General features: G+C 69.1%; 13 protein-coding genes. 8 read left to right on the top strand and 5 right to left on the bottom strand.

Going from position 1 to position 16807, the window contains the following annotated elements:
• Position 1: 1 nt before the first annotated feature.
• Positions 2-3865, top strand: coding sequence for a YhdP family protein (locus HGB51_RS05230; protein ID WP_171966749.1), 3864 nt, complete (start codon positions 2-4; stop codon positions 3863-3865).
• Positions 3866-3921: 56 nt separating this feature from the next.
• Entirely contained in the window at positions 3922-5367 is a 1446-nt protein-coding gene (gene tldD / locus HGB51_RS05225; protein ID WP_171966748.1) for a metalloprotease TldD, read from the top strand.
• Between the two features lie 28 nt (positions 5368-5395).
• Here tldD and yjgA read toward each other — a convergent pair whose 3' ends face one another.
• Positions 5396-5989: a ribosome biogenesis factor YjgA gene (gene yjgA / locus HGB51_RS05220; protein WP_070209353.1), complete on the bottom strand. Its 594-nt coding sequence runs from the start codon at positions 5987-5989 to the stop codon at positions 5396-5398.
• 68 nt (positions 5990-6057) lie between these two features.
• On the opposite strand from yjgA, the gene pmbA reads away from it, so the two are divergent.
• Positions 6058-7425: a metalloprotease PmbA gene (gene pmbA / locus HGB51_RS05215; protein ID WP_070209354.1), complete on the top strand. Its 1368-nt coding sequence runs from the start codon at positions 6058-6060 to the stop codon at positions 7423-7425.
• An 88-nt stretch (positions 7426-7513) separates the two neighbouring features.
• Entirely contained in the window at positions 7514-7897 is a 384-nt protein-coding gene (locus HGB51_RS05210; protein ID WP_070209355.1) for a DUF4870 domain-containing protein, read from the top strand.
• A gap of 172 nt (positions 7898-8069) precedes the next feature.
• Here the strand turns inward: HGB51_RS05210 and HGB51_RS05205 are convergent, their stop codons facing one another.
• The 4 genes from HGB51_RS05205 to HGB51_RS05190 form a co-directional block, all read right to left on the bottom strand.
• Positions 8070-8948, bottom strand: coding sequence for a polyprenyl synthetase family protein (locus HGB51_RS05205; RefSeq protein WP_070209356.1), 879 nt, complete (start codon positions 8946-8948; stop codon positions 8070-8072).
• A complete protein-coding gene (locus HGB51_RS05200) occupies positions 8938-9198 on the bottom strand; it encodes an exodeoxyribonuclease VII small subunit (protein WP_070209357.1) in 261 nt (86 codons plus the stop codon). The genes HGB51_RS05205 and HGB51_RS05200 overlap by 11 nt, the downstream gene beginning before the upstream one ends.
• 36 nt (positions 9199-9234) lie before the next feature.
• Positions 9235-10539 (bottom strand): tRNA lysidine(34) synthetase TilS, encoded by a 1305-nt coding sequence (tilS, locus tag HGB51_RS05195; RefSeq protein ID WP_256123635.1) that lies wholly within the window; start codon positions 10537-10539, stop codon positions 9235-9237.
• 90 nt (positions 10540-10629) lie between these two features.
• Positions 10630-12333: an alkaline phosphatase gene (locus HGB51_RS05190; protein WP_070209362.1), complete on the bottom strand. Its 1704-nt coding sequence runs from the start codon at positions 12331-12333 to the stop codon at positions 10630-10632.
• A 152-nt stretch (positions 12334-12485) separates the two neighbouring features.
• On the opposite strand from HGB51_RS05190, the gene HGB51_RS05185 reads away from it, so the two are divergent.
• The 4 genes from HGB51_RS05185 to HGB51_RS05170 all read left to right on the top strand — a co-directional run bounded on the left by HGB51_RS05185 (position 12486) and on the right by HGB51_RS05170 (position 16781).
• Positions 12486-13799 carry a dicarboxylate/amino acid:cation symporter gene (locus HGB51_RS05185; RefSeq protein WP_070209359.1) on the top strand — a complete coding sequence of 438 codons (1314 nt, stop codon included), beginning with the start codon at positions 12486-12488 and terminating at the stop codon, positions 13797-13799.
• 240 nt (positions 13800-14039) lie between these two features.
• Positions 14040-14570, top strand: coding sequence for a hypothetical protein (locus HGB51_RS05180; RefSeq protein WP_070209360.1), 531 nt, complete (start codon positions 14040-14042; stop codon positions 14568-14570).
• Positions 14567-15211: a hypothetical protein gene (locus tag HGB51_RS05175; RefSeq protein WP_070209361.1), complete on the top strand. Its 645-nt coding sequence runs from the start codon at positions 14567-14569 to the stop codon at positions 15209-15211. Before HGB51_RS05180 ends, HGB51_RS05175 begins: the two co-directional genes overlap by 4 nt.
• A 43-nt stretch (positions 15212-15254) precedes the next feature.
• A complete protein-coding gene (locus HGB51_RS05170; protein WP_171966747.1) occupies positions 15255-16781 on the top strand; it encodes an adhesin in 1527 nt (508 codons plus the stop codon).
• Positions 16782-16807 lie beyond the last annotated feature (26 nt).

Raw genomic sequence — 16807 nt, 5'->3', positions numbered from 1 at the left:
GATGAGCGCGCCGCTGCGCCTGCGACTGCGAAGGATCCGCCGCCATGCTGCCTATGCCATGGCGATCGTATTGGTATGCGTGGCCCTGCTGGTGGGCAGCATCAGCCAGCTGCTGCCGCTGGCCGAGCGCCACCCGGACAAGGTGGCCGGCTGGCTGAGCGCGCGCGCCGGGCAGCCGGTGGCGTTCGATCAACTGCAGACCCGCTGGACCCGGCGTGGTCCGTTGCTGGCGCTCAAGGGCCTGCGCATCGGCGCGGGCGAGGGCCTGCGCATCGGCGAGGCCGAGGTGCTGGTGTCGCTGTATTCCGGGCTGCTGCCGCGTCACTCGCTGACCGAGCTGCGCCTGCGCGGGCTGGCCCTGGTGCTGCAGCGGGCCGAGGACGGCCGCTGGTCGGTGCAGGGCCTGCCGCAGCCCAAGGCCGGCGGCGATCCGCTGGAAACGCTGCGCCGCCTGGGTGAGCTGCAGGTCATCGGCGGCCGCCTGCGGGTGGATGCGCCCTCGCTGAAGGTGCAGGCCGAGCTGCCGCGCATCGACCTGCGCCTGCGCGTGAATGGTGAGCGCCTCTCGGTCGGTGCACGGGCCTGGGCCGATGACCAGGCCGCGCCGCTCACGGCGGTGCTCGACTTCGACCGCGCCAAGGGCGACGGCCAGGCCTGGCTGGCCGCCGACCCCGCCGACTTCCGCGCCTGGTCCGCGCTGCTGACCTTCGGCGGGGCGTCGCTGCAGCAGGGCACCGGCACCTTCAACACCTGGGTGGACCTGCGCGACCACCGCGTGGTGATGCTCACCACCGACGCCGACCTGCAGGGCGTGCAGATAAGCGGGGCGACCCTGGCCGATGGCGAGCGCCCCACCATGCAGCTGGACACGCTGCAGCTGCGTGCGCGCTGGCGCTGGGTGCAGGGCGGCTGGCGGGCCGATGCGCCGCGCCTGCGGATCGGCCTGGAAGGACGCACCGAACAATTGGATGGGCTGCTGATCGCCGGTGGCCAGCACCTGGCGCTGGCCGGCGACAACATCGACGCCACCGCGCTGCTGCGCGGGTTGGCGCTGACCGACCGCATCGATCCGGGCCTGCGTGCCTGGCTGCATGACGCCGCACCGCAGGTGCGGATGCGCCGCGTGCGGGTGGCCGGCGAGCGCGACGGTGCACTGCAGTTCGAAGGCGATCTTGAGGACATCCAGTTCGCCGCGGCCGGCCACGCGCCGGGCCTGAGCGGGGTGGGCGGCCACTTCGATGGCGACGCCAACGGGTTCCGGCTGGACCTGCAGCCGTCGCGGGTGATGCAGTTCGACTGGCCCACCGGATTCGGCGTGCGCCACGACGTGCGCCTGGCTGGCAGCATGATCGGCTGGCGCGACGAAGGCGGCGGCTGGCGCATCGGCACCCCGGCGCTGCGCGTGCAGGGCACCGATTACGCCGCCGACGTGCGCGGCACGGTGTGGTTCCAGGGCAATGGCACGCGCCCGTGGCTGCAGCTGGCGGCCAAGCTGGACGACGTGCCGATGACCGCGGCCAAGCGCTTCTGGATCCATTCCAAGATGAGCAAGGGCGCCACCGACTGGCTCGACGCGGCGCTGGTCGGCGGCTATGTGCGCGACGGCATCGGGCTGGTCACCGGCGAGCTGGAAGACTGGCCCTTCGACAAGCACAACGGTCGCTTCGAGGCGAGCGGCCGGATCGACAACGGCAACATCCTGTTCCAGCACGACTGGCCGACCATGAACAAGGTTGATGGCACCATCGCCTTTATCGGTCCGGGCTTCGAGCTGCACGGTCGTGGCGACCTGGCCGGGGTGGCGGTGGATCATTTCGACGCGGGCATTGTCGACTTCGGTCCCTCGCCGCTGTATGTGAAAGCCACCAGCCGCAGCGACGCCGGTGCCCTGCTGGCGATGCTCAGGCAGAGTCCGCTGCAGCAGACCTATGCCGATTCGCTGGACAACCTGAGCGCGAAGGGACCGGCGGCGGTCACCTTCGACCTGCTGCAGCCGCTGCATCAGGACCAGGGGCCCGGTCACCTGCAGGGCACGGTGGAGCTGGACGGCGCCACCCTGTCGGACAAGCGCTTCGACCTGACCTTCGATGCGATGCGTGGGGTGGCGAAGTACAGCCGGGATGGCTTCGGCGCCGAGTCGCTGGCGGTGCGCCACCTGGGCCAGGACGGCCAGTTGAGCCTGCGTGCCGGCGGCTATGTGCGCGACCCCCAGCAGGCCTTTGAAGCCGAGCTGGGCGCGGCGCTGGACGCTGGCCTGCTGCTCGACCGCGCGCCGGAACTGGGCTGGCTCAAGCCGTATATCGAAGGCACCTCGCGCTGGACCATCGGAGTCACGCTGCCGAAGGTCGCGGCCGGCAGCAAGGTCGCGCCGCCGACGATGCTGCGCCTGCATTCGGAGCTGGTCGGCACCCGCCTGGACCTGCCGGCCCCGTTGGACAAGCCGGCCGAGGTTCCGCTGGCTACCACGGTGACCGCGCAGCTGCCGATGGGCGCCGGGCGGGTCGACGTGGCGTTCGGCCAGCGCCTGGCCCTGGCGGCACGCACCCACAACAACCAGACCGGCGTGCAGGTCACGCTGGGCAGCGACACGGTCGACCGCGAACCGCCGGCCAGCGGGCTGGTGGTGAACGGCCGCAGCGGCTCGCTGGACGCACTGGACTGGATCGCGCTGGCGCGCTCGCCGGGCGGAACCCCGGGCGCCGACCCAATGCCGCTGCGCCAGGTCGACGTGCAGGTCGGGCAGCTGCTGCTGGCCGGCGGCATGTTCCCGCAGACCCGCCTGCAGCTTCGCCCCTCCGACAACGGGATCGACGTGCGCCTGGACGGCCCGTCGCTGGCCGGCACCCTGAGCGTGCCCAGTGCCGACGGCGCACCGATTGTCGGCACGCTCGACCGCGTGCACTGGCAGTCGCCGCCGTCGCCGGTGAAGGCGCCGGGCGACGGCGCGCCGATCATTCTTCCGGCCGACGCGACCTTGCCCGCGCGCGTGCAGGCCAGCGCCAACGACACCAACCCGGCGAAGATTCCGCCGCTGTCGCTGGACGTGGCCGACCTCCAGTTCGGCAAGGCACGGCTGGGCCAGGCGGTGCTGCGCACGCGCCCGTTCGGCAACGGGCTGAGCGTGGACAAGCTGCAGTTCCGCGCGCCGAAGCAGGCGATCGACATCCAGGGGCGCTGGCTCGGGATGGGTGCGGCGGCCAGTACCCATGTCGAGGTCAAGGTGGACAGCGAAGACCTGGGCGGACTGATGCAGAACCTGGACTACGGCGGCCAGCTGCGCGGCGGCCAGGGCCAGATCACCCTCGAGGCCGGCTGGCAGGGCGGTCCCTCGGACTTCCAGCTGGGCGCGTTGCAGGGCCGGATGGAGGTGCACGCGCGCAATGGCCAGCTGCTTGAACTGGAGCCCGGTGCAGGCCGCGTGCTGGGCCTGCTCAGCGTGACCCAGCTGCCGCGCCGGCTGATGTTCGACTTCCGCGACTTCTTCTCCAAGGGCTTTGCCTTCAACCAGGTCGGCGGCACGCTGGCGTTCGCCGACGGCATGGCCACCACCGACAAGGTGCTGATCGAAGGCCCGGCCGCCAACATCAGCATCCGCGGCCGCACCGACCTGCGCCGCCAGCAGTTCGACCAGACCATCGACGTCAATCCGCGTGCGGGCAACCTGCTCACCGTGGTCGGCGCGGTCGCCGGCGGCCCGGTCGGCGCGGCGGTGGGCGCGGCGGCCAACGCGGTGCTGTCCAAGCCGCTGGGCGAGATCGGCGCCAAGACCTACCGGGTGACCGGCCCGTGGGCCGAGCCCAAGGTCGACGTGATCGACCGTGACGATGCGCCGAAACCGGCCACACCGGCGCCGGTGGCACGTTGACCCCCTTTTTCCCGCGCCCGGGTTGCACTCCTGCCCGGCGCCCATAGATCAAGACCATGACCGACAACGCACTCACCCTTGCCCAAGACCGCCTGCTGCTGCCTGCCGGGCTCGACGCCGGTGGCCTGGAACGCACCTTCGGTACCCTGCTGGGGCCGGGCATCGATTTCGGCGACCTGTACTTCCAGCACGCCCGCCGCGAGAGCTGGAGCGTGGAAGACGGCATCGTCAAGGACGGCGCCCACTCCATCGAGCAGGGCGTGGGCGTGCGCGCGATTGCCGGCGAGAAGACCGGCTTCTCCTACTCCGATGACATCCACGGCGACGCGCTGCTGGCGGCCGCGCAGTCGGCGCGCGCGATCTCACGCGACGGCGGTGCGCAGCCGGCGCGTGCGCTGGTGCGCGGCAACGCCCGCGCGCTGTACCCGGCGCTGGACCCGATCGACGGGATCGGCAATGAAGCCAAGGTCGAGGTGCTCAAGCGCCTGGACCGCTACCTGCGCGCGGCCGACCCGCGCGTCCAGCAGGTGATGGTGAGCCTGTCCGGCGGCGTCGACACGGTGCTGATCGCGCGCAGCGACGGCGTGCTGGCCGGCGACATCCGCCCGCTGGTGCGCCTGAACGTGCAGGTGATCGTGGAGCAGCAGGGCCGCCGCGAATCCGGCTATGCCGGCGGCGGTGGCCGTTACAGCTACGAGGAACTGTTTGCCGACGGGCGTCCGGAAGCCTTCGCGCGCGAAGCGCTGCGCCAGGCGCTGGTCAACCTCGAGGCGATCCCGGCCCCGGCCGGGGTGATGACAGTGGTGCTCGGCCCGGGTTGGCCCGGCGTACTGCTGCACGAAGCGGTCGGGCATGGCCTGGAAGGCGACTTCAACCGCAAGGGCACCAGCGTGTACGCCGGCCGCATCGGCGAGCGCGTGGCGGCCAAGGGCGTGACCATCGTCGACGACGGCACCCTGGACGGTCGTCGCGGCTCGCTCAACATCGACGACGAAGGCCACCCGACCCAGTGCACCACGCTGATCGAAGACGGCATCCTCGTCGGTTACATGCAGGATTCGCTCAATGCGCGGCTGATGGGCGTGGCCCCGACCGGCAACGGTCGCCGCGAGTCGTTCGCGCACATGACCATGCCGCGCATGACCAACACCTACATGCGCGCCGGCCAGCACGACCCGGAAGAGATGATCCGCTCGGTCAAGCGTGGCCTGTACGCGGTCAATTTCGGTGGCGGCCAGGTCGACATCACCAGCGGCAAGTATGTGTTCTCGGCCACCGAGGCCTACCTGATCGAAGACGGCAAGGTGACCGCGCCGGTGAAGGGCGCCACCCTGATCGGCAACGGTCCGGAAACCATGCAGAAGGTGCGCATGATCGGCAACGACCTGGCGCTGGACGCAGGCGTGGGCGTATGCGGCAAGGACGGCCAGAGCGTGCCGGTGGGCGTGGGCCAGCCGTCGCTGTTGATCGACGGCATCACCGTGGGCGGCACCCAGGCCTGATCGCCGGATGCCGTCCCGTCTGCCCGGTTCAGTCGTCGCTGTCGTCGTCGAGGTCGTCGGCGTCAGCGTCGCTGTCGGACGCGACCGCGTCCAGGCCCAGCGCGGCCGGCACGAACAGGGTGCGCAGCACCTGGTAGAGCTCGCGGAAGGCGCGCGGCGGCTTGTTCTTCGCCCGCTCGGCCTGCGCGTTGCGCACCAGCGTGCGCAGCTGCTGGCGGTCGGCCTGCGGGTATTCCTCCAGCAACGTGGACAGCGCCTTGTCGCCGTCCTTGAGCAGGCGCTCGCGCCAGTCTTCGGCGCGGTGCAGGGCGGCCACTTCGCGGCGCGAGGTTTCGCTGTTCACATCCAGCGCGTCGCGGATCGCATCCAGCGTGGCTTCGTCTTCGCGGCGCATGTGCTTGGCCAGGAACGCCAGCTGGCGCTTGTGGGCGATATGCGCGGTGATCCGCTTGGCTTCGGCGATGTGCGGCAGCAGGTCTTCCGGCACCGGTACGCGGGCCAGCTGGGCCGGGGTCAGCGACACCAGCTTCTCGCCCAGGGCCAGCACGTCCAGCGCGTCGCGCCGGTTCTGGCTGCGGCTGATATCAAGGAATTCACCGGTTTCTTCGTCGCGTCCGCGCATCGTCTTCTTTCCACATCCAGAACTGTGCCCGGCGTTGCGCCCGGCACTCACCCGTACAGGATAAAGCATTGAACGTGATCTCCCCTGAAGCCGCCGCCGCCGACGACAGCCTGCAGCGGCTGGAACAGCTGGCCGACATCTCCCAGCAGCTGCTGGAGCGGGCCCGGGCGCTGGGCGCCAGCCAGGCCGAAGTCAGCTGCAGCGAAGAGCGCGGGCTGGACGTGAACGTGCGCCTGGGCGAGGTCGAAACGGTGGAATCCACCCGCGACCGCGGCATTGCCGTGACCGTGTACTTCGGCCAGCGCAAGGGCAGCGCCAGCACCGCCGACCTGCAGCCGGCCAGCCTGGAGGCCACCGTGGCCCAGGCCTGCGCGATCGCCCGCCACACCGAGGACGACGAGGCCGCCGGCCTGGCCGACCCGGCGCTGATGGCCCGGGAGTTCCCGGACCTGGACAGCTGGCACCCCTGGGCCCTGCAGGCCGACCAGGCCGTGGACCTGGCGCTGGCCTGCGAAACGGCCGGGCGTGGCGCCGACCCGCGCATCAGCAATTCCGACGGCGCCTCGGCGGCCACCGCCACCAGCCTGTCGGTGTACGCGAACTCGCACGGCTTCATCGGCCGCGACCGCAGCAGCCACCATTCGGTCGGCTGCGCGCTGATCGCCGGGCAGGGCGACGGCATGCAGCGCGACGGCTGGTACAGCAGCGCGCTGGCCCGTGAAGACCTGGAAGACGCCGCCGCGATCGGCCGCCGCGCCGCCGAGCGCACCGTGGCCCGCCTGCAGCCGCGCTCGATGGCCACCGCGCAGATGCCGGTGCTGTATTCGCCCGAAGTGGCGCGCTCGCTGATCGGCCACCTGCTCGGCGCGGTCTCCGGCGGGGCGCTGTACCGCCGCGCCAGCTTCCTGCTCGACAGCGTGGGCACGCAGCTGTTCCCGGAGTGGTTCGCGGTGGATGAGCGGCCGCTGCTGCGCCGCGGGCTGCGCTCGACCGCGTTCGACGGCGACGGCGTGGCCACCCGCGATTCGGCGCTGATCGAAGGCGGGGTGCTGCAGCGTTACGTGCTGGGCAGCTATTCCGCGCGCAAGCTGGGCCTCGTCACCACCGGTAATGCCGGTGGCGTGCACAACCTGCTGGTACGCGCGAATGCCGGCGACCTGGCCTCGATGGCGCGCCAGATGGGCAACGGCCTGCTGGTGACCGAGCTGATGGGGCAGGGCGTGAATGGCGTGACTGGCGACTACTCGCGCGGCGCCGGCGGTTTCCGCGTTGAGAACGGCGAAATCCAGTACCCGGTGGACGGCATCACCATCGCCGGCAACCTCAAGGACATGTTCGCCGCGATCGAAGCGGTGGGCAGCGACGTCGACCGCCGTTCGCACGTGCAGGTCGGCTCGATCCTGGTCGGGCGAATGACGGTCGCCGGTAACGATTGACGGTAACTATTAACGTATCCTGTTCCAGCTGCCGTGGCAGGCGGGGAGCCTGCCACGCACCACCCACACACTGGATAAGGAGTTTCACGTGAGCGAATTCGACAACGTCACCGCCCCGCCGCCGCCGCCGACCAGCGTCGGCCCGGTTCCCAGCGACCAGCGCACCATGGCGCTGGCCGCGCACCTGCTCGGCATCTTCACCTGGTTCATCGGCCCGTTGATCATCTGGCTGATCAGCAAGGACGACAGCAGCAAGGGCTTCGTCACCGACCAGGCCAAGGAAGCGCTGAACTTCCAGATCACCATCACCCTGGCGATGATCGTCTGCTTCATCCTGATGATCGTCATCATCGGCGGCCTGCTGGCCCCGCTGGTCGGCATCCTCAACATCGTGTTCTGCATCATCGCCGCAGTGAAGGCGAACAACGGCGAAGCGTATCGCTACCCGTTCACCCTGCGCCTGGTGAAGTAAGCCAGCAGCAGTGATGGAACGAAAACGCCCGGATTTTCCGGGCGTTTTTTTATGCATGACGTGAACCGCACGGGCGTTCTCCCGCATGACGTAAACCCGCCGTAGTGCCGGCCGCTGGCCGGATCCGCATGATGCCGGCCGAATGAGGAGCCGGCCGGCGGCCGGCACTACGTCAGTTGTTACGTTCGACTGCCAGTCTGCCGAGAGCTCGCAAAGCATCTGCACGCTCGTCATACCCAGCCAGGCTGTCCCGCATGCGCTCACTAAGCGCTGCCAACTCTGCCTTCGCTCCATCCATCCCCAGCAACGCCGGGAACGTGGACTTGGCCTGCGCCTGGTCCTTGCCTGCGGTCTTGCCGAGCTGTTCCGAGCTGGCTTCCACATCCAGGATGTCATCGCGCACCTGGAACGCCAGGCCCAAGGCATCGGCGAACGCATCGAGCTGCAGCAGGTCGGCCTGCGGTGCCTCGCCACACAACGCACCCATGCGCACCGCCGCGCGGATCAGCGCACCGGTCTTCAACGCGTGCATGCGCTGCAGGTCGGCCAGCGGCTGTGCGTGGCCGGTGGCATCGATGTCCAACGCCTGGCCGCCGCACATGCCGGCCGCGCCCGACGCGTGGCTCAACGCCTGCAGGCAGTGCACCCGCAGCAGCGCCGGCAGCGGTGCGTCGGCCAACAGGCCGAACGCGCGTGTCTGCAGCGCGTCGCCGGCCAGGATCGCCGTGGCTTCATCGAAGGCGATGTGCGTGGTCGGCCGACCACGCCGCATCGCGTCGTCATCCATCGCCGGCAGGTCGTCGTGCACCAGCGAATACGCGTGGATCAGCTCCACTGCCATCGCCGGCGCATCCAGCGCGGCTTCGTCGGCACCGAAGATCTGGCCGCTGGCATACACCAGCAGCGGCCGCATGCGCTTGCCGCCGCCCAGCACCGAATAGCGCATTGCCTGGTGCAGGCGCTGCGGGGCAAGTTCCGGGGCGGGCAGGCTGGCGTCGAGCTGGCTTTCGATGCGGTCGCGCCAACGCGCGAACGTGGACTCAACCGTCATGGCTGGGCGGGTCTAACGGCTCGGCGGTGTCCGGGCGCGCCGGGTCGCTGAGCAGGCGCACGCGCAGCTCGGCCTGTTCCAGCGCCTGCTGGCACTGGCGGTACAGCCCGACCCCGCGCTCATAGGCGCTGAGCGACTGTTCCAGGCTCATTTCGCCGGTTTCCATCTTCTCGACCAGCTGCTCCAGTTCTTCCAGCGAATGCTCGAAGTGGGCGACCGGGGAGGCGTCAGTGGGGGATTTCTTGGCCATGCGGCAAGTGTGATGCGCCAGCCCCGGGGGGTCAATTCACGCCGCGCCCGGTGTCCAGCGCAACTGCGCGTTGTGTTCATCCAGCCACTGCTGCAGCGGTGCGCCGATCACCCGGTCGCCGGCCGCCAGCAGGGTCTCGCCCGCGTACAGCAGCGGCAACTGGCGGCGCTGCCAGGGCGGCAGGCCGCTCTGCTGCAGCAGGTCCTTCAGCGCATGCGAATGGCTGCGGCCAGGCAGCTGGATGCGCTCGCCACCCCGGCGCGCGCTGACCTGCACCGGTTCGGCCAGGCGCTTGCTGCCCAGCAGCTCCAGTTCGCCACCGTCCGGCAGCACCAGCGGGCTGCTCCCTTCCCAGTGCACGCTCCAGTCCAGCGGCAAGGCCAGCGCACTGGGCAGCAGGTGCAGGTGGCCGCGCCAACGGCGGATCCGCACCCCCTGCCAGGCAAACTGCGCGTCGGCATCGTGCGCGGCCGGCAGCAGTTCGCGTTCGATCGCCTGCACGCCCGCCGCCGGCAGCGGCGGTTGCCCGGCGCTGCGCACCCAGTGGCGCAGCAGCCGCGCACGCCGCTCGCGCGGTTGCCGCTGCAGCCGCGCGCAGTCGAGCACGCCAGGCGATACCGTGCAGCGGCGCAGCGTGTCGTGGTCGGAGGCGTCCAGCAGCCGCTGCGCCTGCGCGCTCAGCTCGGCACTGCGGGCGAATGCCGCGTCGGCCTGCGGCCAGCGCTGCTGCAGCAGCGGCAGTACGTGCAGGCGCAGGAAATTGCGGTCGGCCGCGTCGCTGGCATTGCTGGGGTCTTCGATCCAGTGCAGTGCGTGCGCGAGCGCATGCGCGCGCAGGTCGCTGCGCGGGTGCTGCAGCAGCGGGCGCCAGATCGAAGCGGCCGCAAACGGCGCATGCGCGCGGATCGCCGCCAGCCCGTCCACGCCGGAACCGCGCAGGGCACGCAGCAGGAAGGTTTCGGCCTGGTCGTCGCGGTGGTGGGCCAGGGCAAGGTGCTCGCCCTCAGGCAGCACGCGGGCGAAGGCTTCGCGGCGGACATGGCGGGCGGCCGCCTCCAGGCCCTCGCCGCTGTCGCGGGGTACCTCAACGCGGACCACCTGCAGCGGGATGGACCACGCTGCGCAGACCGCCTCGCAGTGCGCCGCCCAGCGGTCTGCGTCGGCCTGCAGCCCGTGGTGCACGTGCACCGCGTGCAACCCGGCCGCCCGCTGCACCGGCGACTGGGCCAGCCAGTGCAGCAGCACGGTGGAGTCCAGGCCCCCGCTGAAGCCCACCAGCACCGGCGCAGGCAGGTCGGGGGCGGGGGGCAGGGGGCTGGTCGGGGCGTTGGAGTCAGGCACGGTTCGAGTATCGGCCTTGGCGCTTTTGGCCGCCATCGGAATTGTTGCGGACGTGGCTGGCCGGGCAGAGCCCGGCGCTACCGCGTTGCGTCATTCGGCCTTGCGCTCGAACGCCTTGGGCGTCGGCAATTCCACCGGCACGCCCTTGGCGTCGCAGGTGCCGGCCTGGCACAGGCGCTCGCGCAGGCGCGGGGTGGCCTGCACGATCATGTGGTAGATCGTGTTCTGCTCCATGGTCCCGCGTACCGCCTTGCTGCCCGGGCCGCGGGCCCAGATGCCGACGTCCTCGCCACCGTGGCTTTCGCTCTTCATCGGCACCAGCGCTTCCTGCATGTAGTCCGGGTGCTCGGTGTCGACATGGGTCAGGTCCGGGCGACCCTTGACCGGGTCGAAGCTGCTCGGGCCGTGCGGGTAGGTCTTGGGGCCGGCCGGCTGCTGGTTGGTGGCGCCGGTGAAGCCGGGGCCATTGGCGTAGCTCAGCGTGGTGTAGGGCAGGCCGGTGCCGTCGCGGGCCAGGTCCAGTGCGCCGGCGCCGTCTTCGCCGCCCTTGTCCTTGACCTTGCCCAGGATCGGGTTGCCACGCGCCGGGTAGCCGACGAAGTTCAGGGTGTGCGAGTGGTCGGCGGTGACGATGATCAGGGTGTCCTGGTCGGAGGTCGCTTCCGCTGCCGCGCGTACGGCGTCCGACAATGCCACGGTGTCGCTCAGCGCACGGTAGGCGTTGCCGCTGTGGTTGGCATGGTCGATGCGCGCGCCTTCCACCATCAGCACGTAGCCCTCCTGGTGACGCGAGAGGTTGGCGATGGCGGCCTTGGTCAACTCAGCCAGGCTCGGCTCACCGGACGGGTCATCCTTGCGTTCGATCTCGTAGCGCATGTGATCCGGCTCGAACAGGCCCAGCAGCGCCGGCGCATTGGCCGCCGCCTTCAACTGGTCGGCGTTCCACACATAGGCGCCCTGCGGGTGCGCCTGCTTCCACTCGCTGACCAGGCTGCGCCCGTCCAGGCGCAGGCCGACCTTGTCGTCGTATTCCGGGTCGGTCTCTTCCACGGTGGTGAACTGCGCGCGGCCACCGCCGAGCGCGACCAGCGGGCCCTGGCCGTAGCGCGAGGTGGAGAGCAATTGCTGGGCGATGTCCTTGCAGCCGGCGGCCTTGGCGGCTTCGGACAGGTCGGTGTCGTTTTCCCAGTTGCGCTCCGGGGAATGCGCGTAGGTCGCCGCCGGCGTGGCATGGGTCAGGCGCGCGGTGGAGACCACGCCGGTGGCCATGCCGGCGCTGTCGGCCAGCTGCAGCCAGGTCAGCAGGCCCTTGTCGAGGCTGCCGGCGCAGTCGCTGCGGGTGCCCGCGCTGACCCCGATGGCGCCCATGTGGGTCTTCACGCCGGTGGTGATGGCGGTCATGGTGCCGGCCGAATCGGGCGTCTGCGAATCGGTGTTGTAGGTCTTGCTGAACGCGGTGGCCGGGAAGCGCTCCCACGACAGCAGGTTCTCTTCACCCGGATTGCCGTTGCGCTGGCCTTCGAAAATGCGCGCGGCCGCCACCGTGGTCAGGCTCATGCCGTCGCCCAGGAACAGGATCACGTTCCTGGCGCGGCCGTCCATCGCGCCACTGCCGGCGGCGCGGGCGGCGCCGCTGCGATACCACCACTGCGGGGTTTCACCGGCCGGGTGGGCCACCGGCGGTACATCGACCTGAACGGTGCCGGTGGCGCGGGAGGAGGAGGCGGGAGTGGCGCAGGCGCCGAGCAGCAGGGTGGTGGCGACAGCCGCCAGCAAAGGGGTGGAACGGGGCATGGACGCGCGGATCTCATGAATGAAACGGGCATTCATTATGCCGAACCCCGCAAGGCACGCCGATGACACGCTGGATTCCCCCGGCATGCCTCGTTCCGGCGGGCCGCTTGGGCTATGGTGATCCGCTGTATCACTCTCTCCCTGGAATGCTCATGACGCTGGTATCTGCCTGGCTGCGGATCCCGTTCTGGCAGCGTGTACTCGGCGGTTTCGTGCTGGGCGCGCTGGCCGGTTGGCTGCTTGGTCCCGCCGCCGAGGTCTGGTTCGGCCCGCTGGGCGACCTGTATGTGACCCTGATCAAGATGATCGCGGTGCCGCTGGTGTTCTTCGCGGTGATCAACGCGATCTCCTCGCTGCACGGCCAGAAGTCGGTGGCCGCGCTGGGCGGGCGCACCTTCCTGTGGTTCATCATCACCGCCGCGCTGGCGGTGGGCATCGGCCTGCTGGTCGGTACCGTGATGCAGCCCGGCACCGGTGCGCTGAGCCTGAGCATGGACCACGGCTACACCCCGCGCGACGTGCCGAGCGTGGTCAAGGTGCTGATGGACGTGGTGCCCTCCAACGTGTTCTACGCACTCACCGGGATCGGTACCCGGGTCAACGCCGCCGGTGAGACCGTGCTGGCCGCAGGCCGCGGTTCGATCCTGCCGGTGATCTTCTTCGCCGGCCTGCTCGGCTTTGCCATGGTCAAGCTGGGCGACAAGGTTGCCGAAGCACGCAAGCTGACCGGGCAGATGAGCGACATCATGATCCAGGTCACCCGCTTCGTGCTGGAGATGACCCCGCTCGGTACCTTCGGCCTGATCGCCGGGCTGGTTGGCAGCTACGGCTTCGAGAAGCTGCTGCCGCTGGGCAACTTCGTGCTGGCGCTGTACGTCGCCTGCGCGCTGCACATCGTGGTGGTGTACGGCAGCCTGCTGCTGGCGCACGGGCTGAACCCGCTGAAGTTCTTCCGCGGCGCGGCGCCGGGCATGCAGGTGGCGTTCGTGAGTTCCTCCAGCTTCGCGGCGATGCCGGCGGCGATGCGCTCGATCACCCACAACCTGGGCGTGAACAAGGATTACGCTTCGTTCGCGGTCCCGCTCGGTGCCAGCATCAAGATGGACGGCTGCGGCGCGATCTATCCGGCGCTCTGTGCAGTGTTCATCGCGCAGTACACCGGCGTGCCGCTCACCCCCGAGCAGTACGTGGTGGTGCTGATCGCCTCGGTGCTGGGCAGCTTCGGCACCGCCGGCGTGCCGGGCACCGCGGTGGTGATGGCCACGGTGGTGCTGAGCGCGGCCAACCTGCCGCTGGAAACCATCGGCTACCTGTATGCGATTGACCGCATCCTGGACATGATGCGCACCATGACCAACGTGACCGGACAGATGCTGGTGCCGGTGCTGGTGGCCAAGGAAACCGGCCTGCTCGACCGCGAGGTGTACGATAACCCCTCGACGAACCTGGGCGTGGAAGAACGCTGACTGCGCACTGTGACACCTGTATCGCCGGGTGTAACAGCGCTGATACAGCCAACTGTGAAGCAAGTGTTATCAAGGCTTCGCCCGGAGGCGGTCGTGTTCATGTGATGTGAACATCGACACGGGTGTAACACCTGCGTTGCACACACGCCCCAGGTATCGCCCGAAAGGCCCATGAAACGGGCCTCTGGAAGTTGGCACGATTGCTGCTCCATCCCTCCCGCATCTTGACGGGAGGTCGCAATGGACAGCGTTCACGTATCAGGCAAGGCAACCACGCTGGCGTGGCTGGTAGCGGCGCTTCTGCTGGTACCAGCGGTCGCACAAGCCTCCGGCGCGCGCCAAGGCGTGAAGCAGCAACCGGGTGAGATCGTGCTGCTGCGTGACGTGTCCGCACGGCCGGCCTACCGGCCCGCGCCCCCGGGCGTCGCGTTGATCGCCGACCCCTCCCCGCGCCGCGAAGTGGACGGCGCGCTGGGTACCTCCACCGGCATGGACGAACTGAGCGACGACGATTACGCCTCGCTCGGCTCCAACGCCGGCATCGCATCGAGCCACCACCAGACCACGGTCGAGCGCGTCACCACCGGCACCGTCAACAACACGCTGGGCCGCGCCACCACCAGTGGCGTGCTCTCCGGCAATACGCTCGGCCGCGCCATCGGCGGCCCGATGGGCGCGGTGGGCAATACCACCCGCGGCATCGGTGACCAGGTACGCGGCGCACTGGCCCAGTTCCCGCTGGGCCAGCCTGCAGGTGGGACCGGCAAATGAAACGCGCACCGGTTCTGCTGTTGCTGGGCCTGCTGTCCGCACTGCCACTGCCACTGCCGCTGCTCGCGCAGCAGGCCGACGACTACGCCGGCATGCTCGGCTACCTCAACCACACCCGCCTGGACGGCCGCGCGCTGAGCAACGCCGACGGCGCGGTGACGGTCAACATGGCGGCCGGCGACCTCAACCTGCAGGGCAACCTGATGGGCATCGCCAGCGGCGACAACGCGCAGGTGCAGGTCGACGCGCGCCAGCTCCAATCCAACAACCGGGTGCGCGCCAATGGCGCACTCGACGCCAGCGCCAGCATTGGCGGACAGGCACTCAGCGGCGCTCGCGGCGTCGCCATGATCAACCAGGCCAGCGGCATCGGCAACGCGACGCTCAACATCGTCACGGCCACGCTGGCGCAACAGGGCATACGCGAGACGAACGACGAGGCCCTGGCCGCGTCGGGGGCACTCGCGTCAGCAGGGGGGCAGGGCACCGCAGCACGCGGTGGTTCCGCCGGTACCCGCAGTGTCGCCGTGGAGGACACCGCACTGCAGGGATTCGACGGCGTTCTGCAACTCAATCAAATCGCGGGTTCCGGAAACATCACCGCCAACCAGTTGGGCATATCGGTGCAATCCACCCCGTGATCTGTTTCATCCACCCGATTGATCCGTGAAGAGAGAGGGCATCATGAACACCATGAACAAGACGGTACTGGCGCTGGCCATCGCTGTTGCGGCTACCGCATCTGCTTCCGCCCAGGACAACCAGAACGCGAGCGCTTTCATCAACCACATCCACAACGTGTGGGAAACGCGCACCAACACCAATACCAACACCAACACGAACCTCAATACCGACGTTGATACCAACATCAACACCGATATCGATACCGATGTCGATACCGACATCACCACCGCGATCGATACCAACATCGATACCAACATCCGCAACGACTGGGATTCGCGTACCCGCGTACGCAACAACAGCACCACCAACACCAACTCCGACACCAACACCCGCACCACCACCAAGAGCTACAGCGACACCAGCGACGTCAATCACACCCGCAACGTGAGCGTGAACGAAAACGTCCAGAAGAACAGCAACATCCAGGCCGACGAGCGCAAGGAAAAGAACAACCACGGCGTCGACGTGAACCTGGAATCGGACCTGCAGGTGGGTGCGGATATCCAGTTCCGTGGCCGTCCGACCGTGTCGGGTGACCTGGAAGTCAACTCGGCGGCCATTGCCATCATCGACAACCGCCAGTCGGTTACCGACAACCATGGCAAGAACGAGCTGGTGGAAAACAACTCGTCGATCAGCGAGAACGTCGCGCAGAACGCTTCGGGCAACCTCGGCTTCAACACCGCCGCAGGTGACAACAACGCCCAGGACAACGCAGCCGCGCTGTCCGCCGCCGACGCTTCGTTCACCTTCGGCATGTCCGATGCCCAGGTGTATGTGAACCAGTACGGTGCGGGCAACCGGACCTACAACGACGGCGTGGCCAACAACTCCAGCCTCAGCGGCAATGCCTTCCGCGGCGCCACCGGCAACATCGGCGTGAACAGCGCTGCCGGCAACAACAACGAGCAGAAGAATGCGCTGGCGGCGTCGGTCTCCACCGCACGCATGGCCACCGCGAGCATCAGCTCGAACCAGGTCTCCACCGGCAACAGCGTGTCCAACGAGGGCTATACCAGGGCCATGCGTGACACCACCCAGGTCACCCTGCGTGGCACGGTCCGCGGTGGCACTGCGGCCATCGGTGTCGGCGGCTATGCGGGTCGCGGCAACGCCTACCAGGCCAATGACTACTACCCGGATACCTGGACCGGCGCCACGCACACCGGCGGCAACCAGACCGGGCATATCGACATGGACAGCGCGGCCCAGGGCGCAGTGGACAACCCGTATAGCGAAGGCGCCGGCGGCCTGGCCTTCGACACCGACGAGCGCGGTGTCCTGGCCTACGGTGAAGTCGGCTACGCCGACCTGCATGCCAGCCTGAGCGGGACCGTGTCGACCACCCGGTGGGTGGTGCAGAACGCCGAGAACAACGCCTCGCTGTCCGGTGACGCCTTCCGTGGCGCCAGCGGCAACATCGGCGTGAACGTCGCGGCCGGCACCGGCAACCTGCAGGCCAACAGCCTGGCACTGGCCGTGGCCCAGCCGTCCACCGGCGCCCCGACCCCCGGCGGCGGCGAGTAAGCCTGTCCGTTTTCGCAAGCAACACG

Source organism: Stenotrophomonas bentonitica (assembly GCF_013185915.1).
Classification (GTDB): domain Bacteria; phylum Pseudomonadota; class Gammaproteobacteria; order Xanthomonadales; family Xanthomonadaceae; genus Stenotrophomonas; species Stenotrophomonas bentonitica.
Note: the sequence above shows the minus strand (reverse complement) of the source record. Positions and strands in the feature narration are given on the sequence as shown.

Excerpts from the sequence above, each read along its gene's own strand:
- HGB51_RS05230 (WP_171966749.1), top strand. The coding sequence starts at position 2 with ATGAGCGCGCCGCTGCGCCTGCGACTGCGAAGGATCCGCCGCCATGCT.
- tldD (WP_171966748.1), top strand. The coding sequence starts at position 3,922 with ATGACCGACAACGCACTCACCCTTGCCCAAGACCGCCTGCTGCTGCCT.
- yjgA (WP_070209353.1), bottom strand. The coding sequence starts at position 5,989 with ATGCGCGGACGCGACGAAGAAACCGGTGAATTCCTTGATATCAGCCGC.
- HGB51_RS05205 (WP_070209356.1), bottom strand. The coding sequence starts at position 8,948 with ATGACGGTTGAGTCCACGTTCGCGCGTTGGCGCGACCGCATCGAAAGC.
- HGB51_RS05200 (WP_070209357.1), bottom strand. The coding sequence starts at position 9,198 with ATGGCCAAGAAATCCCCCACTGACGCCTCCCCGGTCGCCCACTTCGAG.
- HGB51_RS05190 (WP_070209362.1), bottom strand. The coding sequence starts at position 12,333 with ATGCCCCGTTCCACCCCTTTGCTGGCGGCTGTCGCCACCACCCTGCTG.
- HGB51_RS05185 (WP_070209359.1), top strand. The coding sequence starts at position 12,486 with ATGACGCTGGTATCTGCCTGGCTGCGGATCCCGTTCTGGCAGCGTGTA.
- HGB51_RS05180 (WP_070209360.1), top strand. The coding sequence starts at position 14,040 with ATGGACAGCGTTCACGTATCAGGCAAGGCAACCACGCTGGCGTGGCTG.
- HGB51_RS05175 (WP_070209361.1), top strand. The coding sequence starts at position 14,567 with ATGAAACGCGCACCGGTTCTGCTGTTGCTGGGCCTGCTGTCCGCACTG.
- HGB51_RS05170 (WP_171966747.1), top strand. The coding sequence starts at position 15,255 with ATGAACACCATGAACAAGACGGTACTGGCGCTGGCCATCGCTGTTGCG.